The sequence below is a fragment of the Archangium sp. genome (assembly GCF_057119385.1).
Genome location: NZ_DBNGVP010000004.1, coordinates 35,350 through 55,380 on the forward strand (window position 1 = coordinate 35,350; position 20,031 = coordinate 55,380).

Below are 20,031 nucleotides of genomic sequence, written 5' to 3' on the forward strand. Positions count from 1 at the left end.
ATCTCCGCCTCGGAAAACACCCGACATCTCGCCCGAAGCCTTCCCCTCGTGTGGAGGTCGTGATGCGTGCATCCTCGAGGTCCATCCAGCTCTGGAAGCCCTGGCTTCCGAGCCTCCTCGTGCTCATCGCCCTGCTGTGGAGCACCCGCGCGCGAGCGCTCCCCTCGGGCCCCGTCATCCTGGGCGGCGCGACGCTCACGCGCTCGGGATACCTCGAGACGCAATTGGTGCCATTCAATGGCTTCCAGGGTCCGTCGCTCGAGCTGGGCTACGAATTCGGAACGCACTTCAACCATCAGTTCAGCGTCTTCCTCTCGGTGCTCGAGGGACGAGGGCTCGCCGCGGGCAACGAGCTCGTGCTGAGGCAGCACATCCTGGCCGCCGGCTACCAGCTCACCCTGGATGTGCTGGGCAAGCGGGGCTTCACCCCCTACTTCGGAGGAGGTGTCTTCTTCGGGATGACCCGCATGCAGACCGAGCTCGAGACGCCCTTCTTCACGCGCATCTCGGAGACGGGGCGCTACCTGGAGCTCCGGGGCGTGGTGGGGCTTCGGTACACCTTCGAGAACGGCCTCGGCCTGCGGGCCCAGGTCGCCTACGGCACGGGCAATGGCTTCCCAGGGTGGCAGCCCAGCCTCGGTATCGCCTTCCGGCTGTGAGCCACGTCAGGACAGGGAGAAGAGCATGCACTCGAGATTCCTCGTGGGGGTAGGGCTCTGGGCCCTGGCACTCCTGCTGGTGGGTTGTGAGGACGCGCCGCCCGCACCCGCGCCCATCCCCGGGCCCATCACGACTGAGCCGATCCAGCTCCCGGCGCCTACCGGCCCCCATCCGGTGGGCAAGCGCGTCACCTCGCTGGTGGACTTCTCGCGGGGAGGGCTCTTCCCCGGTGAGCCCGAGGACCGGCGCGAGCTGTCCATCCACATCTGGTACCCCTGCGAGCCCCCAGCCGGGGCTCCGCTCGCGCCGTACATCTCGCCGCGCATCATGGAGGTGCTGGGGTTTCCCCCGGAGCTCGTTCCGCTCATCCGGACGAATGCCTTCGCCGATGCGCCCCTCTCCCCGGCGCGGGACGCCTTCCCCGTGGTGCTCTTCTCTCCCGGCTTTGGCATGAACGCGGAGCTGTACACGGTCCTGCTGGAGGACCTGGCCAGTCACGGCTACGTGGTCGTCGGCATCGACCACACCTTCATCGCCACGCTGACGGTGTTCCCGGACGGGCGGGAGGTGCCCCTGGAGAAGGATCTCGCATTGAGCGTGCTCCCGGAGTCGACGCCCTTCAACCGGGGGAGGCAACTGGCCAGCATCACCACGCTCAGCGCGCTGCTGTCCGCCTATGAGCGGGTGATGGCGGACGATGACTCGTTCGTGCTCAGCGAGCTCGAGAAGTGGAACGCGGGGGCGCCGGGCGGGTGGTTCGCGGGCCGGCTCGAGGTGGCGAGTGCCGGCGTCTTCGGCCACTCCATGGGAGGAGCCTCGTCCATCCGGGCGCTCGGCCGCGACCCGCGGTTCGACGCTGGCATCAACATCGATGGGTACCTCCAGGGGCCGCCCGAGCGCTCCATCGAACAGCCGTTCATGCTGCTGAGCACCCCCGATCTGCGCCAGGGCTCTCCCGGGCTGAACCTCACCTACGAGTCGTTGAAGGGGGCCGGCTACGAGGTGGAGGTCTCGGACGCCGCCCACCTCAACTTCTCGGACGCGGGACCGATCCTCACCCATTTCCTCGGGAGGGAGGCCGCGGGCCAGGTGGCGCCTCTGGGGTCCATCGATCCGGTGCGTGTCATCCAGATCTCCCGGGCCTACGTGCGGGCCCTCTTCGAGCAGCACCTGCGGGGCCTTCCGAGCCCGCTGCTGCGAGGGCCCTCCGAGGAGTACCCGGAGGTGACGTTTGGCAGCCGGTGAGCGCCTCATGAGCCGGTGGGCGCGGGTGTCCGGTGGCCTGATCATCCTGCTGGGGCTGGCGCACCTGGCCCTGGCCGTACCCGATGGCGTGAGGGCCGTCGCGCCGCTCCCTCGGGAGGATGCCGCGGCCTTGATCATGGCGGACATCGTCACCGCGGTGGCGGTGCTCCTGGCGGGGTGGCTGATGCTCCAGGGTGCTTCGGGGCTGGGGCGCGCCGAGCGCTGGGCGCGGACGGTGGTGTCGAGCGCGGGGGGCTTCATGGTCCTGGTGGGCGTGGGCTACATCCTCGCCACTCTCGGCAACCCGTTTGCCTATGTCGCCCTGCTCGTGGCGCTCTCCTCGCTGGTGCCCCCCTTTCTCGCCTCGAGACGCTCGGGTGGCGAGCCCTCCCGTGGCCCCCAAGGGCCCAGGAGGGCCTGAGCGCGAGCACCTGGCCGGCGGGCTCCGCGTACGTCATCACCCGGTCCATCACCGCTTCCGTGTTGCCCCCAGAGCGCCGCCGTGCGCCACCTTGCCAGCGCCGGGAACACCCCCGGACGGGTAGAGTGGCGCCGTGTCTCCCCTCGTCCTTCGCGCCCTCGCTCCGGCCCTCGGGCTCGTGCTCGCCGGCTGTTCCGTGCCTCCTTCCTCGGAGCCCCGGCGCGAAGCCCGTGTCGAGGGCCGCGTGACGCTGGCCGGCCCTCCCGTGGGCAATGCGTTCCTGTTCCTCTTCGCTCCGGACGAGGCGCCTCCCGAGCAGCGGGGCCCTCCGAGGTACGTGGCCGCCGTTCCCGAGGTGCGCCTCGCCGCCGGGGACGCGCGCTTCGGGTTCTCGGGCGTGGGCCCCGATGTGTACCGGCTGTGGGGCTTCCTCGATGCCAATGGCGACGCGGACCTCACCGTGGACGTGCTCGCGCAACCGGGGGCGGGGGACTGGGTCCCCGAGTCCTCCGTCGAGCTGAACGTGCAGCCGGGCCAGACGTTGCCGGTGGAGCTCGCGCTGCCTCGCCGGGTGCACCGCCCGCTGCCCGCGTTCCAGGTGGTGGAGCAGGGGACGGAAGGGGTGTTCACCCTGACGGACTCGGCCACGGCCATCGTCTCGCTCAACGTGCGGAGCGAGGGCTTCGGGCTGCTGCGCGGGGACGCGCCCCGGTTCTTCGTCCGGCTCGCGGATGCCAATGGGGATGGGACGGCGGATGACGTGAATGGGGACGGCGTGGTGGACGTGTGGCCCCAGTTCTTCCTGCGCTTCGTCCCGAGGCCCGGGCAGACGGTGCCCGTCGACAGCCAGGGCCGGCCCGCGCAGGTGCTCGTGCCGCTGCTGCCCGATGTGACGCCCTTCCTCGGGAGCCTGCAGGGGGACCCGGGCGTCACCGTCGCCGCCGGAGCGCTGCAGCTCTTCGTCGTGCCGTTGGCCCAGGCCATCACCCAGGAGCCGGGGCGGGGGCGGGTGGTGACCACGCTCGGAGCCATCCCCGTGGGAGAGTACGAGCTATGGGCCGTGAACGATGAAGGGGGCTTCTGGTTCGTGCCCAATGCGCTGGGACGGCGCGCCGTGGAGCCCCTGCCCACGCAGGCGCTGCGCTTCCGCGTGGTCCACGCGGAGGGCACGGACGGTGGCACGGGCTCGCCGTAGTCCTTGGAATCGAGGGGGAGAGACATGCCAGTCCGAGCGTTGCTGACGTTTGCCGCGGTGGCCCTCGCCGTCGCGTGTGCCGGGTGCTTCTGCATTCCCTGGCCCCGGTGCACCCCGATGACGTGCACCGAGGCCCGGTCCAATTGCGGCGAGGTGCCGGATGGATGCGGAGGCGTGCTCGACTGCGGGACGTGCAGGGCGCCGGAGACGTGCGGTGGCTTTGGCACACCGAATGTCTGTGGTTGCACGCCGATGAGCTGTGCCGAGCGCGGCGCGGACTGTGGCGTCATCGACAACTGTGGAGAGCCTCTGGACTGTGGCACGTGCACCGGGCTCCAGACGTGTGGCGGGGGAGGGCGGCCGAACGTCTGTGGTTGCACCCCGGTGAGCTGCGCGAGCGTGGGAGCCAACTGCGGTTCGCTCCCGGATGGCTGTGGCAGGGTGCTCGAGTGTGGCTCCTGTACGCCGCCGTGGACGTGTGGCGGTGGGGTGGGCGGGCGCCCCAACGTCTGTGGCTGCAACCTGACGACCTGTGCGGACGAGGGAGCCAACTGCGGGACGACGCTGAATGACTGTGGGGAGCCCCTCTACTGCGGGACGTGCACGGCTCCCGAGACCTGCGGAGGCGGCGGTACGCCGAATGTCTGTGGTTGCAGGCCGGCGACGTGTGACGCCTCGGGCGCCACCTGTGGTGTCATCTCCGATGGCTGTGGCGGGACGCTCGAATGTGGCCCGTGTCTTCCCCGGTGCGGCAACGGCCGGCTCGAAGCGGGTGAGCAGTGTGATGATGGCAACACCGTGGATGGAGATCTGTGCGGTGCGAGCTGCCTGCTCGAGCCCGCCTGCCCGCCCGTTCCGGATGCGCCCACGACGGGCCTGGAGCCCGGGACGGCCCGAGGCAGTGTCTCCGTGGGCGAGGTCCCCAGGACCATCGACTGGAGCTCCGCGGCCTTCGTGCCCATCAGGGGAACCACGCAGTTCCAGCTCATCGTCTCGAACGATCCCCGGCTCTGCGACACGCTGGTCCATACCAACCAGTACGAGGAGACGGATCGCTGCCCGGATGACTATTGCTCGCTGTGTCCCGGCTGTTTCGGCAAGCGGAACGGTTACGCGTACCTCACGGCACGTTTCGACCAGACCGCTCCCGCCGGGAGTGCCACGGGCCAGCTCTCCTTCGTCGACGACCAGGCGAACGTGGTGGGGTGGGGCTTCCGGATGGCCGTGGATGGCGCCATCACGCCGGGCTCGACGGCGCTGACCGGACAGCTCGAGATCTGCAATGCCAAGTACGGCGCCCTCGGGACGGGCAGGTTCCACGCCACCCTGTGCGTGGGCGGTCTGCCCATCTTCCATTGAGGGTGTTCCCCACGCCCGAGTCCTAACGGGGGCTCCGCCAGTAGACGATGAACTTCCCGTGTGGGTACTCGCCCTTGTACCCGCAGGGCCATCCTCCGGCGCGGTACAGCGAGAAGAGCTCCTCCAGGAAGGGGCTCAGCTTCCCGCCACCGAGGAACCGCGCGGCCGCCACATGCGCCAGATCGGGCCCGATGTCCTCCGCCAGCTCGGTGCTCTCCTGGAGGTCATCCCGAGCGAGCAGGCTGTCCCATGCAGCCTGCACGATGCGATCCTCGAGGACGTCCAGCTCCTTGTGCAGCGCCCCGTATTCAGCCGGTGGAAGGGAGCTGGTGACGTCCTGATATTCGCTGAACTGGTGTGATCTGAGAGCGGCCCAGATCGAGACGTCCTCGGGAAGATCCTGGCTCTTCGCATACTGGAGCGCGTCTTCGAGCCTGGAGACGACCATCACCTTCTCGCCGTCCAATTTCCCCGAGAACGACAGGAGCCCGCCCTTCGTCACGAACTCCAGGACCTCGCCGGCCAGTACCAGGTTTCTTTCGATGGCCATGGGCCCCAACGCTTTCGTCAGGGCTCGAGGCGCTCGAAGCGCCTGAGGAGCCGGAGCGAGGACAGGTCGAGCGTGGAGAGCAGGCGGGAGCCCCGGATGACGAGTTCGGAGGGGCCCGTGACGAGGTAGAGCGCCTCCCAGGCGAAGTCGGAGCCGACGAAGCACCAGCTGTCCCCATCGGGCAGCAGACCCACGCGCCACGCGGGCATCACGTAGTGCTTGTAGCCCCAGAGCCGCTCACGGCTCACGTCCTCGAAGCGCACGTGGGGGTGGAACAGCAGGGGAGGGTGATGATCCTCGGGGTCCACGACGGCGAGACGCCCTTCCGGAGGAACGAGCTTGCGGAGCGCCTCGAGCACCCGCTGCTGCAGCTCGATGATCTCGTCCGCCACCGCCTCGTCGTAGGGAGAGAAGCCCTCGGGGATGCGGTAGCGCACCAGCTCGCGGTCCTCCTGCTGCAGGGTCTCGAGCACCGCCAGGGACGGGGTGATCGTCGGGTCATCGAAGTCGAGATGTTGCCAGGCTTTCATCGGAGTTCAGGCGGCTTCAGCTCGGGATGCTCTGTGTAGAGCGGGTTCATGATTTCCAGGAGCATGGTGGTCATGATCTTGGAAACCGAATCTCGGTATCGCTTGAACTCGACATCGTCCTCGGTGGATTGCACGAGGCGGATGGACTCATTCAGCTGCGCACCTACTGACACCATCAGGTCCGAGATGGCCTTGGCGGTGGTGTTGGTCATCGTCGTAGTCCCTTAACGGGACAGGCGGCGGACCCAGTCGAAGTACGTGGCTCTCGGGTCCTCGAGGGGATCGCGGAACAGCGTCCGGAGCTCCGCCCGGTCCACCTGGCCGCCATCGAAGTCGCGGTAGAGCGCGTCTCCCAGCAGGTAGCCGAGCGCGTGGCTGACACCGTGGAAGAGCCGGTCCTTGCGCAGGGGCAGCAGCTTCACCGCCTCGTCCGGCACCTCCACCTCCGCCGCCTTGTGCGCCAGCACGAACGCGGCGATCTGCCGCTCCACGCCTCGTGCTCCGGCGAAGCGCAGCGCCCACTCGCCCGTCCCCAGGCAGGTGCGCCGCGGATTCACCAGCTTCGAGCCGAAGAAGCCCAGCGCCTCCTCCAGGCACCGTGCGTAGAAGGCATCCGACGCCCTCCGGGGCGCCTCCATCGCGTCTCCCACCGCGCAGTGCCGCACGAAGTGCGCTGCCTCCTCGGCCGCGTGGTTCAGCGACAACGACGCCAGGTACGCCGTCCGCGCCCGGGGGATGTAGCAGCTCTCCCGCGACAGGATGTGCCGCCGCAGTTGCAGCAGCTCTCCCTGTGTGAAGCGGCCCCGCTGCTGGATGCGCCCCATCGCGTCCTCGTCCGCCGCCGTCACCACCTCCACCTCGTCCAGCCACCGGCCCACCGGCACTCCCGCCAGCCGGCCGATGAGGCTCGCCATCTCCCGGAAGCGCTCCGCCGCGCTCCGGTCCCTCAGCGGCGAGTCCCCCGACTCCGCCTCCAGGTAGTCCAGGAAGCTCTGCTGGCACACCACCGGCGAGGCATTCAGCAGGCACAGCGCGCCGTCCGGCAGCTCCACCGCGGGCGACATGCCCACCTTGCCCTCGCGCGCCAGCCGCCAGTAGACGCCCTCGGCGTTCTGGTACACCACCAGCCCGCGCGCCGCGTGCGCCTCGCCCAGGGCCCGCTCCACCTGCGCCGGCAGGTGACAGGGCGCCACGTGGTACTGACCCACCAGCACCATCACCCGCGGCTTGCCCTCCGCGCGCACCGCCCGGGCGATCCGCTCCGCCGCGTACGCGTCCCGCAGCTCCAGGGAGCGCTCGCCCTGTGCGCGCCGATCGATGCCCACCACCTCCAGCCGATGACGCTTCGCGTAGACCAGCAGCGAGCGCAGGCCCGACCACGAGCCCTGATTCGAGCCCTGGCCCAGCCGGGCGAGCAGGGCCCGCTCCGCCAGCCGGCCCGCGAGGTAGGCCTCCACCGCCGCCTGGTGCCGGCCCTCGACGCACTCGAGCGCCAGCACGACGCGGCGGCCCGCCTCCCGCACGCCCTCGACCAGCTCCAGGTACGTCTCCTGGGCCAGGGGCAGGGTGTGGTAGTCGCCCACGTACACCACGTCCGCCGCCTGCACCCGCTGGGACACGGCCGAGGCCGTCAGCACCCGCCGGTACTCGGACGTGCGCCGACGGTAACGGGCCTCATAGGCCCGGAAGGTCGCGGACTGCCCCTCGATGGCCCGGGCGATCTGGGCCTTCTGGCGGCGGAACAAGGCGAAGTGGAGGGCGAGCGACGCGCGCATGGACGATCACAACTCGCACGCGAGTGCCAGCCCGGCAAAAATTCAGCCCCCCCGATCCCCCTTCCTTGACGGGCAGAACCCCTCGGGAGACGATCCGGGTTGACCGTGAAGTCCGTACTTACGAGATCACGCCCCTTCCTCCTCGCGCTCGTGTTCCTCACGGCGTTGCCCGTGCTCGCCCAGGAGCAGGCGACGCTGTTGCACAACGCGCCCGAGCAGGCCGCGCCCGGCGTGGCGCTCGTGGTCGACGGCGTGCTCACCGGGACGCAGCGCATCATGCGCATGGTCATCCGCTACCGCGGCCCCGGCGAGCCCTACTCCGAGACGCCCCTGGAGTTGCAGTACGGCGACCTCTACCGGGGCATCATCCCGGCCTCGAGCCTGACCCCGCCCGGCGTCGAGTACTACGTGGAGGGATTCACTCCCAGTGGGGAGCGGGTGCCCCTCTTCAAGAGCGCCACGCGCCCGGCCCGTGTCGTCGTCGTGGGCCAGGTGACCTCCACGCGCACGCCGATCTCCAGCCGCACCGCCGAGCCCCGCACCGTCGAGCCCGAGCCCGCCCCCAGGGCAGAGCCGCCCTCCCGGAACGAGCGCACGGGCCGCAGGAGCGAGCCCACCGTGAAGGCGGAACCCGCCCCCAAGGCGGAGCCCACCCCGAAGGCCGAGCGCAAGCCCGAGCCCGTCCGGAAGGCATCCGGCTCCGATGACGCCATGGAGGCCCTGACGGCCGAGCTGCCTCCGGACCCGGGCAGCACCGCGTCCCGCCCGTCCGCCGTGCGGCCCGCGCGCTCCACCGAGTCCGAGCAGCCCGAGCCGGAGCGCTCGGAGCTGGAGGAGGACCTCGCGCTCTACACCGCCGAGGACACGCTGGCGCTGGCCACCCGGCACGAGGAGAAGGTGAAGAAGGTGCCCGCAATCGCCGCCTCCTTCGGGCGCGAGCAGATCCGCGCGCTGGGGGCGCGCACGGTGGCGGACGTGCTGGACGTGATGCCCGGCCTCACCCTCAGCCGGGACGTGCAGGGCTTCCACCGCGTCGCCATCCGTGGCCTGCGCAACGACGCCGAGGTGCTCTTCCTCCTCAATGGCCAGCGCCTCAACAACTTCTTCGACGGCAAGGCCCTGATGAACCTGCCGGTGGAGAACCTGGAGCGCATCGAGGTCATCCGTGGCCCCGGCTCGGCGCTCTACGGTGCGGGCGCCTTCCTGGGCGTGGTGAACATCGTCACCCAGCGCTCCGAGGGCCTGCTCGCGGCCGTGTCCGGCGGTGGCTTTCCCAAGCTCGACGACCGGCTCGCCACCACCTTCGATGGCCACCTCTCCGGGGCCCATTCCTTTGGCCGCCTCAAGCTCTTCGGCGACGCGGACGTCTGGCACCAGGTGGGGGACTCGGCGCCCATCGAGACGGACGCGCTGAGCGCGGACACGCTCGCCCAGAAGCTGCGCGAGCCGTTGGAGCCTTCCGGCACCACCCAGGACGACCGCTTCCTGCTCAACCTGGGGCTGGGGTTCGGCTACGAGCTGTCGTCCGAGAGCCACCTCCAGGTGTCCGCGCGGCTGCTCTCCGAGGAGCGCTCCGCCCTGGTGGGCCTCTTCGACACGGTGGGGCCGGGCTCGCGCCTGGGGTGGCAGGTGTTCCTCGGGGACATCACCTACGAGCACGAGCTGAACGACCGGGTGCGCCTGCGCGCGCGCCTCTACGGCGACCAGCAGAGCACGGATCGGCTCTTCCAGATCGGCCCGGACGGCTTCCGCACCGGCCCGGATGACAACCAGCTCTTCCCCGACGGCATGTTGGAGCAGACGCGCGTCACCGTGCGCTCGCTGGGCACCAGCGTGGACTCGGACGTGTCGCTCTTCGAGGGCAACCGCCTGTCGCTGGGCGCCGGGGCCGAGCTGCAGATGCTGGGCGCCTACGGCTACGAGACCAACTACACGCTCGACAGCCGGCGCCGGCCCGCGCTGACCACGCCCGAGGGGGTGGTGGACATGCTGACGCTGGCGGATGGCGCGGCGTCGAGGCGCCTGACCTTCAGCGCCTTCGCGCAGGACCAGTGGACGGTGGTGGAGCCGCTCACGCTCACCTTCGGGGTGCGCGCGGACGTCACCCAGCTGCCCTCGGTGGACAACGCCAACGCCATCACCGGGACGCAGCTGGTGCCGAGCGTCAACCCGCGCGTGGGGCTCGTCTTCTCGCCCACGGACTCGCTCGTCCTCAAGCTGCTCTACGGCCGCGCCTTCCGTCCGCCCACGCTCCAGGAGCTGCTGGAGACGATCCCCAACACCTACTACAACCAGGGCCGCTTCGAGGGGAACCCGGCCCTGCTGCCCGCGGTGGTGAACACGCTGGAGGCGGGCGCGGACCTCATCCAGGTGTCCGGCGAGTCGCGCGTGCGCATCCGCGCCAACGCCTTCCTGGAGAGCTTCTCCAACCCCATCGCGGCGGTGGACACCTCGGGCAACATCGTCCCGGTGCGCAACCGCGAGCTGGGCGTGCTCGTCTACGGTGTGGAGGGCGAGGCCCGGCTGGAGGCCTCCAAGCGCGCCACCACGTGGATCAACGCGAGCCTCTTCCGCGCCGAGGACCAGGGGCTGCCCGCCAACCACCGCTTCCTCACCGACACGCCCCAGGCGCGCTTCAACGCGGGCGTGTCCATGCCCATTGGCGACTTCATCAACTTCGACGTGGTGGTGCGTGCGGGCGCCGAGCGGCGCAACAACACGCGCTCCGTGCTGGAGCTCATCCGCCGCTACAAGATTCCCGCCTACGGCCTCATCACCGCGCAGGTGCGCACCGAGCCCATCGGCGACCACTTCGAGCTGGCCGTGGTGGTGCAGAACGTCTTCGACTCGGACCTGCGCGACGACGTCCCCCGGCCGGACCGCATGCCCGGCCTGATTCCGCGCGAGGGCGTCTCCGCCTTCCTCACCCTGAGGGCCCGCAACTGATGTCCCGCTCGCTCACCGCCGTCCTGCTGGCCGTGGCCCTCGCTCCGGGGCCCGGCTGCCTGCAGTACAACGATCAGTGCCAGCCGCTGGTGGCCGATCCCGAGTCCACCGTCGGCTACCTCGCCGAGGACGTGTTCCTCGACAGGCCCTATGCCCGCCACGACAACAACGCGCTCGGGCAGCTGGCCGCGGATGCCTTCCGGCATGCCGAGGACGGCTCCAAGGCGCCCGCGGAGCTGGGCATCATCAACGGGGGCTCGCTGCGCGCCGAGGGCCTGTGCGTCACCCGCACCGTCATCCCCAAGGGCCCGCTCAAGAATGGCCTGCTGCACGAGGTGCTCCTCTTCGAGAACGCCGTGGTGACGGTGAACCTCACCGAGCAGCAGCTGGTGGACATGTTCGAGCACGCGGCGGCGGGGCTGTACCTGGAGGGCCAGCCCATCCTCTTTCCCTCGGGTGCCTTCCTGCATGTGTCCGAGGGCACCACGGTGCGCCTGGACTGCTCGCGCCCGGTGGGCTCGCGCGTGGTGGGGCTGCAGGTGAACGCGCGCACGGTGCCGCTGCCGGCCCGCGCGGATCCATCCATCGTCTACCGGGTGGCCATGCCCGACTTCCTGCTCGGGGGCGGGGACGGCTACGGCACCATCTTCAAGGACGCGGCCACGGACCTGTCGCGCAATCCCGTCACGGCGAGCACGGCGGAGGGGAAGGCCACGGATGCCAACCTCACCGAGGCCCACATGCGGTCGAATCATTCGACCGAGAACCGGGCGCTTCGGGAGGCTGGCCGCATCCTCTTCGAGAACTGTGCCCGGCCCGCCAGGCCCGGGGTGCGGTAGGGCCGGGGGCTCGGGGCGACTTCACTTCAGACTTCAGGACTCCGGGGTCTCCGGACCGTTCGGCGGGTTCGGCGTGGGGCCGAAGACGTCGTTGGGCGACGGCATCTTGCGCAGCTCGGCGCGGGCCACCTTCCACGCCTGCTGGACGATCCACGAGAGCGAGCGATCCTGCCGCGTCGCCTCACGCTGGATTTCGTCCAGCATGTCCTCGGGGAAGTAGAGACTCTGTTTACGATGATCGGTGGCTGCCATGAAGCTCAGGACCTCCCTTCTTCACGAGGGTCCTGACGCTCGTCACCCGTCACGTCGTTCACCGCCGGGAACGACTTGATACGGTCTCGAGCGATCTTCCAGGCCTGCTGCACCACCCACGAGAGCGAGCGATCCTGGCGATTGGCTTCCTCCTGGATCTCCTTGAGCATCTCCTCGGGGAAGTAGAGGGACTGCTTACGCTTGTCGGTGCCTGCCATCCTGGCTCTCCGCAACGGATACGAGGTGACGACCTGAACACACCGGAGCCGTTATCCGACAGACGCCCTGACGGGTCAACGGTTTCGGAGTGCTCCCGTACCGTATGCAGTCGTACAGGCATCCGTCAGGGGAAAAATACCCGCAAAAGGGAACGCCCCGGATCCTTCCAGTGATGGAAGAACCCGGGGCGCTCCGGAAAGAAGGACCGCCAGGACTGATCCCGGCGGCCCCGTGGGCCCAGAGGGGGAGGGGGGGGACCCCTAGGCCCAACTCCGTCGAAAATTCACGTTCAAAACATCTTGCGTCGCGCGAACCATTCCCCTCTCCCTCTTTTCCCCGACCCGCCCGTCCCTCGCGACCTTCGTGACGATCATAAGAATCGTCTTCAGCCCCTTCAACCGGCTGCATCCGGTGTAACCGGACTCGCTCGATTCTGATTCCTTCCCCTGTTCAATGCCCTCCACTGCCGACGCCAGCGTCCTGTTTTCGACGGCCCTACGGGAGTCCTACCGGCAGCTCGGGCTGGAGGGCGGCTCCGTGCTGCTGGCCGTGTCCGGAGGGGCGGACTCCACGGCGCTCCTCGTGGGCACGGCCCGGGTGCGTGAGTCGCTCGCACTTCGGGTGGAAGTGGCCACGCTCGACCATGGACTGAGACCGGAGGCCCAGGCGGAGGTGCGGGCGGTCGCCGGGCTGGCCGCCCGATGGGAGATGCCCTGTCATGTCATCCCGTTGCAGGTGTCTCCGGGTTCCGGCGTGGAGGCGCGGGCCCGCGAGGCGCGGTACGCGGCCCTCGAGACGCTGCGGCGCGAGCGGGGCCTCCAGGTGGTGGCCACGGCGCACACGGCCTCGGACCAGGCGGAGACGCTCCTCATGCGGCTCGTCCGGGGCACCGCGCTGAGGGGGGCGGCGGGCATCCATCGGGCGCGGCGCTTCCTCGTCCGGCCGCTCCTCGAGCGCACGCGCGAGGAGGTGGAGGCCTTCCTGGCCAGGGAGGGGGTCTCCTTCGTGACGGACCCGATGAACAAGGACCCGGCCTTCTTCCGGACCCGCATCCGGCACGAGGTGCTGCCGGTGCTCGCTCGCGCCGCGGGCTTCCCGGTGGCGCCCCGGCTGGCGGCCTTCGCCCGGCTGGCCGCCGAGGACGAGGCCCTGCTGAGCGGGCTGGCGGACGGGGCCTGGGGCCGGCTCTCGCTCCCGGACGGGAGCCTGGACGCGGTGGGGGTGCGCGCCCTGGAGCCGCCCCTGCGCCGACGGGTGCTCGCACGCCTGCTGGCCGAGGCCGGCGCGGAGGTGGATGAGGCCTCGCTGGCGCGGGTGCTGAGGGCCGTGGAGACGGGCCGGGCCGTGACGCTCGGGGGTGGACAGGCTCGCGGGGGCCTCCAGTTGAGGACTGCGGGCGGGCGCGTGCGCTGCGTGCGCCGCGAGGCTCCTGGCCCCTCCGAGCCGCCCCCGGTCCTGGTGCTGGCGGGGGAGGGGGCCTCTGGAGTGCAGCCGGGCACGGGGTGGACCTTCTCCGTGGCGACGGTGCCGCCTCCTCCGGGCACGCTCGGCCTGCCCCTTCCCGAGGGACTCCGGTGGCCCCTCACGGTGCGCACGCGCAGGCCGGGAGACCGGGTGAGGGGGCCCGCGGGCTCGCGCAAGCTGCAGGACGTGCTGGTGGACCGGCGCGTTCCCGCCGAGCGCCGCGACCTGCTCCCGGTGGTGACGGACGCCGAGCAGACGGTGCTCTGGGTGCCGAGCGTCTGGAATTCCACGTCCGAGGCGGCTGTACGCCTCTTTCTGTGGGCCTCAGCACCGGTCACGAGCGTGCCCGGTCTCCCTCCGTTATAGAGTGGACCACTGCGGGGGAGGTGGGGGATGGAACCCCCAAAATAGTTGAGGCGTTTTTGCTGTTGCTGATACCGTCAGATAAACGGGCAACACGCCCGGTGTCGTGACAAACGGTCGAAACTGCTGGGCATTTTTCGGCCGTGCCCTCATACCGCCGAGCTCCGAAAGGGCAGCTGACACGTGCGTTCGACTTACAAGACCATCGGCCTTTGGGTCATCCTGATCGTCCTCTTCGTCGCCTTCTACAACTTCTTCTCCACGGGCGGCGACCAGGTACAGGAACCGACCTTCACCCAGTTCCTGGCCCACGTGGAGGCCAACAAGGTTCGCGCCGTCTCGGTGAAGGGGAACACCTACCAGGGTGTGTACGCCGGAACGGATGAGAAGTTCCGCACCACCGGCCCCGCGCCGGATGCCGCCGTGCTCGAGCAGCTGCGCAAGAACGGCGTGGACGTGAAGTACGAGCGGGAGGAGCAGAACAGCCTCTGGCTCACGATTCTGGGCCAGTGGATGCCCGTCGTCTTCCTGTTCCTCTTCTTCATCTTCTTCATGCGCCAGCTGCAGGGTGGCAGCGGCAAGGCGATGACCTTCGGCAAGTCCAAGGCGCGGCTCCTCAACGAGAGCCACAACAAGATCACGTTCGCGGACGTGGCCGGCGCCGACGAGTGCAAGGAGGAGCTGGAGGAGATCGTCGCGTTCCTCAAGGATCCCAAGAAGTTCACCAAGCTCGGCGGCCGCATCCCCAAGGGCGTGCTGATGATGGGCCCTCCGGGTACGGGCAAGACGCTGCTGGCCCGCGCGGTGGCCGGTGAGGCCGGTGTTCCGTTCTTCTCCATCTCCGGCTCGGACTTCGTGGAGATGTTCGTGGGCGTGGGCGCCAGCCGCGTGCGCGACCTCTTCGAGCAGGGCAAGAAGAACGCCCCCTGCATCATCTTCATCGACGAGATCGACGCCGTGGGCCGTCACCGTGGCGCGGGCCTCGGCGGTGGTCACGACGAGCGCGAGCAGACGCTCAACCAGCTCCTGGTGGAGATGGACGGCTTCGAGTCCAACGAGGGCGTCATCCTCATCGCCGCCACCAACCGTCCGGACGTGTTGGATCCCGCGCTCCAGCGCCCGGGCCGCTTCGACCGGCGGATCGTGGTGCCGCGTCCCGACCTGAAGGGCCGCCTGGGCGTGCTGAAGGTGCACACCCGCCGCGTGCCGCTGGCTCCCGAGGTGGAGCTCGAGGTCATCGCCCGCGGTACGCCGGGCATGACGGGCGCGGACCTGGAGAACCTGGTCAACGAGTCCGCCCTGATGGCCGCCCGCCAGAACAAGGAGCGCGTGGACCTCAGCGACTTCGAGCAGGCCAAGGACAAGGTCTTCATGGGCCCCGAGCGCAAGTCCATGATCATGACCGAGAAGGAGAAGCGCAACACGGCCGTCCACGAGGCGGGCCACGCGCTGATCGCCAAGCTGCTGCCCGGCTGCGATCCCCTCCACAAGGTCACCATCATCCCGCGCGGCCAGGCCCTGGGTCTCACCTGGAGCCTGCCCCTCGAGGACAAGGTCAACGGGTACAAGAAGCAGATCCTCGATCAGATCACCATGGCCATGGGTGGCCGCATCGCCGAGGAGCTGATCTTCAACGAGATGAGCTCCGGTGCCTCCAACGACATCGAGCGGGCGACCGAGACGGCGCGCGCCATGGTGTGCCGCTGGGGCATGAGCGAGAAGATGGGCCCGCTGTCCTTCGGCAAGAGCGACGGTGAGGTGTTCCTGGGCCGTGACTTCAACTCGGCCAAGGACTACTCCGAGGACACGGCGCGGCAGATCGACGCCGAGGTGCGCAGCATCGTCATCGGCTGCTACGAGACCGGCAAGCGGCTGCTGACCGAGCACCTCGAGGGCCTCAAGCGCGTGGCCGATGCGCTGGTGGAGTACGAGACGCTGGATGCCGAGGATGTGAACATCCTCCTCCAGGGCGGGCAGCTGACCCGCGAGCGTCCGCCTCCTCGCGTCGTGGCGCCGCCCACGAAGTCCACCGAGAAGAAGGACAAGCGGAAGATCCTCGACGCGCTCGAGGGGCTCCCCAACATGGAGCCGAACAAGGCGTAGCCTGAGCTCCGCTTCCGTGTAGAACCCGGGCCCTCTCCACTCACGTGGGGAGGGCCCTTCTACATTCCGAGCCCGCCATGATTCGTGCCCGCCCCGTCCGCGTCGATCGCCCCGCCGACCTCGAGCCCGCCTTCCTGCGCATGGGGCTGCCCACGCCCGCCCGCGAGTACCTGCTGGAGAAGCTGCCCGCGCTGCACGTGTTGCTCACCGGCCTGGAGCGCGAGCAGGGCCGTTTCCTCGCCGGGCTCTTCTCCGCCTCCGAGGCTCCCGGGCGCGAGGAGTACCCCTCCTGGGTGGCGGGAGATCTGCGCGTGCGGCCCGGCACGGGGCTGCTCTCCGGACGCAAGGAGCAGTTCGAGCGCGTGGTGGCCGCGGCGAAGGAGCGGCCGGAGCTGGCCGGACTGGCCGAGGAGCTGACGCGTGTGCTGGAGTCCTCGGTGCCACCGGCCCCGCTGGTGCTGGGCTCGCGGACCTTCACCTTCGGGGCGCGCACCTACGTCATGGGCGTGGTGAACGTGACGCCGGACAGCTTCTCGGACGGCGGGCGCTACTTCGGCACCGAGGCCGCCGTGGCCCACGGGCTGCGGCTCGCCGAGGCGGGGGCGGATGTGCTGGACGTGGGCGGGGAGTCCACCCGGCCCGGCTCGCCGCCCGTGTCGGCCGAGGAGGAGGTGGCCCGCATCGTCCCCGTGCTCGAGGGGCTGCGGGCCCGCACGGACGTGCCCCTGTCCGTGGACACCACCAAGGCGGCCGTGGCCCGCGCGGCGCTGAAGGCCGGCGCGGTGCTCGTCAACGACATCAGCGGCTTCCATTTCGATCCCGAGCTGTCCCGCGTGACGGCCGAGGCGGGCGCGGCCTGTTGCCTGATGCACATCCAGGGCACGCCCCAGACGATGCAGAAGGACCCGCACTACGAGGACGTGGTGGACGAGGTGCTGGCCTTCCTGGAGGAGGGCGTGGCGCGGGCCGTGGCGGCCGGTGTGCCGCGCGAACGTGTGCTGGTGGACCCGGGCATCGGCTTCGGCAAGACACTCGGGCACAACCTCTTCCTGCTGCGGCGGCTGGACGAGCTGCGCGTGCTGGGGCTGCCGCTGCTGGTGGGCACCAGCCGCAAGTCCTTCCTCGGGAAGCTCGCCGGGGGCAAGCCGGCGGACGAGCGCCTGGCCGCGACGCTCGGCTCGGTGGCGGCCATGGCGGCGGTGGGGAACGCGGACTTCGTGCGCGTGCACGACGTGGCCGAGGTGAAGGACGCCCTCGCGGTCGCCGACGCCCTGCGTACGGCCCTCGACGGTGGTGCCCTCTACCAGCCGGGAAAGGTGGGCGGTTGAGGGAGATTCTCCCTCAGGGAGGATGTATGAACCGGCCCGACCCACCACGGGGTGGGGCGGCCTGATTGGCCGCAAGCTTGTCCAGGGGGCTTCTACTCCCTAGCTTCGGGCGCTGTGGAGGGCGGGGTATAAGCCCTCGGCGTCGGCGGTCCGGCCTCATGGACGGCACAGGGAAAGGTGGAGCGGCACACTATGGCCTACAGGATGAACATGCCCCCCAAGGAAGAGCGGGCCTCGCAGCGGCTTTTCGGCACGGACGGTGTCCGGGGCGTCGCCAACGTCTACCCGATGACCGCGGAAGTCGCGATGCAGCTGGGCCGTGCGCTCGCGCATCTCATCCGCAACGGGCCCCACCGGCACCGCGTCATCATCGGCAAGGACACGCGCCTTTCTGGTTACATGCTGGAGCAGGCGCTCGCCGCCGGCCTCATCTCCATGGGCGTGGATGTGGACCTGGTGGGTCCGCTGCCCACCCCGGGCATCGCCAACCTCACCACCTCCATGCGGGCGGACGCGGGCGCCGTCATCTCCGCCTCCCACAACCCGTACCAGGACAACGGCATCAAGTTCTTCTGGCGTGACGGCTTCAAGCTGCCGGACGAGACGGAGGCCAAGATTGAAGAGCTGGTGGCCAGCGGCACCATCGACTCCATCCGCCCCACCGCGACGAAGATCGGCCGGGCCTTCCGCCTGGAGGACGCGCGCGGCCGCTACATCGTCTTCCTCAAGACGTGCTTCCCCCGCGAGCTGACGCTGGAGGGGATGACCATCGTCGTCGACTGCGCCAACGGCGCCGCCTACAAGACGGCGCCCGCGGTGCTCGAGGAGCTGGGCGCCAAGGTGATTGCCCTGGGCGTGCAGCCGGACGGCAAGAACATCAACCACAAGTGCGGCGCGCTCCACCCGGAGAACCTGTCGCGCGCGGTGGTGAAGCACGGGGCCCACCTGGGCATCGCCCTGGACGGTGACGCGGACCGCCTCATCGTCGTGGACGAGAAGGGCAACGTGGTGGATGGCGACGCCATCATGGCCATCTGCACCGGCGAGCTCGTCACCCGCAAGGAGCTCAAGAAGAAGACGCTCGTCTCCACGGTGATGAGCAACATCGGCCTGGAGCGGGCGGTGGCGCGCTGGGGCGTGAAGGTGGTCCGCACCAAGGTGGGTGACCGCTACGTCGTCGAGGAGATGCGCAGGAACGGCTACAACATCGGTGGCGAGCAGAGCGGCCACCTCATCTTCTCGGACCACACCACCACGGGTGATGGCACCCTGGCCGCGCTCCAGCTCCTGGCCGTCATGTGCCGCCAGCAGAAGCCGGTGAGCGAGCTGGCCTCCATCTTCCAGCCGGTGCCGCAGACGCTCGTCAACGTGGTGATCAAGCAGAAGCGCGAGCTGGGCGAGCTGCCCACCGTCATGAAGGCCATCCAGGACGTGGAGAAGAAGCTGGGCAAGGACGGCCGGGTGCTGGTGCGCTTCTCCGGCACCGAGCCCAAGGCCCGCGTCCTCATCGAGGGCATCGACGCCGCGCGCAACGAGCAGTACGCCCGGGAGATCGCCGAGGCGCTCTCCAAGGCTCTGAACGGTTGACTTCCGGTCTCGGGCCGCCAATAGAAGGGCGCGCACGGGCCGGAACGGACCAGGTTCCGGCCTGAAGCGCGAGGAGCGGCCGAGATGGGACAGCGATTGGGTGTGAATGTGGACCACGTGGCCACGCTGCGTCAGGCGCGGCGGACCCCGTATCCGGATCCGGTGACGGCCGCGGCCATGGCCGAGCTGGCCGGAGCCGGGCAGATCACCATCCACCTGCGCGAGGACCGGCGCCACATCCAGGAGCGCGACCTGCGCATCCTCCGGGAGACGGTCCAGACGCTGCTCAACCTGGAGATGGCCGCCACCCAGGAGATGGTGAAGATCGCCTACGAGCACAAGCCGGACGTGGTGACCCTGGTGCCCGAGCGGCGCGAGGAGCTCACCACCGAGGGCGGGCTCGACGTGGCCGGCCAGCGCGATCCCATCGCGAAGATCATCAAGAACCTCAAGGACGGGGAGATCACCGTCTCGCTGTTCATCGATCCGGACCTGGACCAGGTGCGCGCGTCGCACAAGGTGAACGCGGACCGGATTGAGCTGCACACCGGGCGCTACTGCGAGGCGCGCAACGAGCGCGAGCGGGCGCGGGAGCTGAGCCGCATCGTCGACGCGGCGAAGGCGGCGGCGCGGCTGGGCATGAGCGTGGCCGCGGGCCACGGGCTCAACTACGACAACGTGTTGCCCATCGCTCGCATCGAGGAGATCGACGAGCTGAACATCGGGCACTCCCTCGTGGCCCGGGCGGTGCTGGTGGGCTTCGAGCGGGCGGTGCGGGAGATGGTCGAGTTGATGCGCAACCCGGGGTAGGGCGCCATGGCAATCCTCGGCCTGGGGATGGACATCTGCTCGGTGGAGCGCATCCAGCGGATATTGGAGGGGCCGCGCGCCGAGCGTTTCCTCGAGCGCGTGTACACGAAGGCCGAGCGGGCCCTGTGCAGCGGGCGGGCGGATGCCGCGAGTGCCTACGCGGCCCGTTTCGCCGCCAAGGAGGCCCTGGTGAAGGCGCTGGGCGCCCCGCCGGGCCTCACCTGGCAGGACATGGAAGTGGTGCGCGAGGGCGGCCCGCCCCGGTTCCGCCTGTCGGGGGTGGCGCTCGCGGAGATGGAGAAGCGGCGCGCGGAGGCCCTCCTCGCGCTCACCCATGACGCCGGAGTCGCCGCCGCGACGGTGATTCTGCAAGACAGGAGCTGAG

Annotated in this window: 19 protein-coding genes; 13 read left to right on the forward strand and 6 right to left on the reverse strand. The window is 69.7% G+C overall.

Annotated features, from left to right (window positions below):
* Window positions 1-62: 62 nt before the first annotated feature.
* The 5 genes from AC16DP_RS02015 to AC16DP_RS02035 all read left to right on the forward strand — a co-directional run bounded on the left by AC16DP_RS02015 (window position 63) and on the right by AC16DP_RS02035 (window position 4,880).
* Window positions 63-659: a hypothetical protein gene (locus AC16DP_RS02015; RefSeq protein WP_329734473.1), complete on the forward strand. Its 597-nt coding sequence runs from the start codon at window positions 63-65 to the stop codon at window positions 657-659.
* A 25-nt stretch (window positions 660-684) separates the two neighbouring features.
* Window positions 685-1,905, forward strand: coding sequence for an alpha/beta hydrolase family protein (locus tag AC16DP_RS02020; protein WP_329734474.1), 1,221 nt, complete (start codon window positions 685-687; stop codon window positions 1,903-1,905).
* Window positions 1,906-1,912: 7 nt separating this feature from the next.
* Window positions 1,913-2,326: a hypothetical protein gene (locus AC16DP_RS02025; protein WP_329734475.1), complete on the forward strand. Its 414-nt coding sequence runs from the start codon at window positions 1,913-1,915 to the stop codon at window positions 2,324-2,326.
* A gap of 133 nt (window positions 2,327-2,459) precedes the next feature.
* Window positions 2,460-3,521: a hypothetical protein gene (locus AC16DP_RS02030; RefSeq protein WP_329734476.1), complete on the forward strand. Its 1,062-nt coding sequence runs from the start codon at window positions 2,460-2,462 to the stop codon at window positions 3,519-3,521.
* 24 nt (window positions 3,522-3,545) lie between these two features.
* Window positions 3,546-4,880 carry a hypothetical protein gene (locus AC16DP_RS02035; protein WP_329734477.1) on the forward strand — a complete coding sequence of 445 codons (1,335 nt, stop codon included), beginning with the start codon at window positions 3,546-3,548 and terminating at the stop codon, window positions 4,878-4,880.
* Between the two features lie 22 nt (window positions 4,881-4,902).
* Here the strand turns inward: AC16DP_RS02035 and AC16DP_RS02040 are convergent, their stop codons facing one another.
* Genes AC16DP_RS02040 through AC16DP_RS02055 form a run of 4 tightly spaced genes read right to left on the reverse strand, consistent with a single transcriptional unit; the run spans window position 4,903 to window position 7,735 of the window.
* Entirely contained in the window at window positions 4,903-5,430 is a 528-nt protein-coding gene (locus AC16DP_RS02040) for a hypothetical protein (protein WP_329734478.1), read from the reverse strand.
* 17 nt (window positions 5,431-5,447) lie between these two features.
* Window positions 5,448-5,960, reverse strand: coding sequence for a hypothetical protein (locus tag AC16DP_RS02045; RefSeq protein ID WP_329734479.1), 513 nt, complete (start codon window positions 5,958-5,960; stop codon window positions 5,448-5,450).
* Window positions 5,957-6,172: a hypothetical protein gene (locus tag AC16DP_RS02050; RefSeq protein WP_329734480.1), complete on the reverse strand. Its 216-nt coding sequence runs from the start codon at window positions 6,170-6,172 to the stop codon at window positions 5,957-5,959. The genes AC16DP_RS02045 and AC16DP_RS02050 overlap by 4 nt, the downstream gene beginning before the upstream one ends.
* 12 nt (window positions 6,173-6,184) lie before the next feature.
* A complete protein-coding gene (locus tag AC16DP_RS02055) occupies window positions 6,185-7,735 on the reverse strand; it encodes a ChaN family lipoprotein (RefSeq protein WP_329734481.1) in 1,551 nt (516 codons plus the stop codon).
* Between the two features lie 105 nt (window positions 7,736-7,840).
* Here AC16DP_RS02055 and AC16DP_RS02060 point away from each other — a divergent pair, with 105 nt between their 5' ends.
* Together AC16DP_RS02060 and AC16DP_RS02065 are read left to right on the forward strand one after the other, a co-directional pair.
* Window positions 7,841-10,681, forward strand: a complete 2,841-nt coding sequence (locus AC16DP_RS02060) for a TonB-dependent receptor plug domain-containing protein (protein WP_329734482.1) — start codon at window positions 7,841-7,843, stop codon at window positions 10,679-10,681.
* Window positions 10,681-11,520 carry a 5'-nucleotidase gene (locus AC16DP_RS02065; protein ID WP_329734483.1) on the forward strand — a complete coding sequence of 280 codons (840 nt, stop codon included), beginning with the start codon at window positions 10,681-10,683 and terminating at the stop codon, window positions 11,518-11,520. The genes AC16DP_RS02060 and AC16DP_RS02065 overlap by 1 nt, the downstream gene beginning before the upstream one ends.
* Before the next feature lie 33 nt (window positions 11,521-11,553).
* Here AC16DP_RS02065 and AC16DP_RS02070 read toward each other — a convergent pair whose 3' ends face one another.
* Together AC16DP_RS02070 and AC16DP_RS02075 are read right to left on the reverse strand one after the other, a co-directional pair.
* On the reverse strand, window positions 11,554-11,772 hold the full coding sequence (locus AC16DP_RS02070; RefSeq protein ID WP_329734484.1) for a TIGR04563 family protein: 219 nt from the start codon (window positions 11,770-11,772) through the stop codon (window positions 11,554-11,556).
* Window positions 11,773-11,777: 5 nt separating this feature from the next.
* Window positions 11,778-11,990: a TIGR04563 family protein gene (locus AC16DP_RS02075; protein WP_002628981.1), complete on the reverse strand. Its 213-nt coding sequence runs from the start codon at window positions 11,988-11,990 to the stop codon at window positions 11,778-11,780.
* Window positions 11,991-12,444: 454 nt separating this feature from the next.
* Here AC16DP_RS02075 and tilS point away from each other — a divergent pair, with 454 nt between their 5' ends.
* The 6 genes from tilS to acpS all read left to right on the forward strand — a co-directional run bounded on the left by tilS (window position 12,445) and on the right by acpS (window position 20,030).
* Window positions 12,445-13,821, forward strand: coding sequence for a tRNA lysidine(34) synthetase TilS (tilS, locus tag AC16DP_RS02080; RefSeq protein WP_329734485.1), 1,377 nt, complete (start codon window positions 12,445-12,447; stop codon window positions 13,819-13,821).
* Between the two features lie 180 nt (window positions 13,822-14,001).
* Window positions 14,002-15,921, forward strand: coding sequence for an ATP-dependent zinc metalloprotease FtsH (gene ftsH / locus AC16DP_RS02085; protein ID WP_329734486.1), 1,920 nt, complete (start codon window positions 14,002-14,004; stop codon window positions 15,919-15,921).
* 77 nt (window positions 15,922-15,998) lie between these two features.
* Window positions 15,999-17,249: a dihydropteroate synthase gene (gene folP, locus AC16DP_RS02090; protein ID WP_329734487.1), complete on the forward strand. Its 1,251-nt coding sequence runs from the start codon at window positions 15,999-16,001 to the stop codon at window positions 17,247-17,249.
* A gap of 192 nt (window positions 17,250-17,441) precedes the next feature.
* Entirely contained in the window at window positions 17,442-18,836 is a 1,395-nt protein-coding gene (gene glmM, locus AC16DP_RS02095; RefSeq protein WP_329734488.1) for a phosphoglucosamine mutase, read from the forward strand.
* An 84-nt stretch (window positions 18,837-18,920) separates the two neighbouring features.
* Entirely contained in the window at window positions 18,921-19,646 is a 726-nt protein-coding gene (locus tag AC16DP_RS02100; RefSeq protein WP_329734489.1) for a pyridoxine 5'-phosphate synthase, read from the forward strand.
* A 6-nt stretch (window positions 19,647-19,652) separates the two neighbouring features.
* Complete coding sequence (gene acpS / locus AC16DP_RS02105; RefSeq protein WP_329734490.1) at window positions 19,653-20,030, forward strand: holo-ACP synthase; 378 nt, start codon at window positions 19,653-19,655, stop codon at window positions 20,028-20,030.
* Window position 20,031 lies beyond the last annotated feature (1 nt).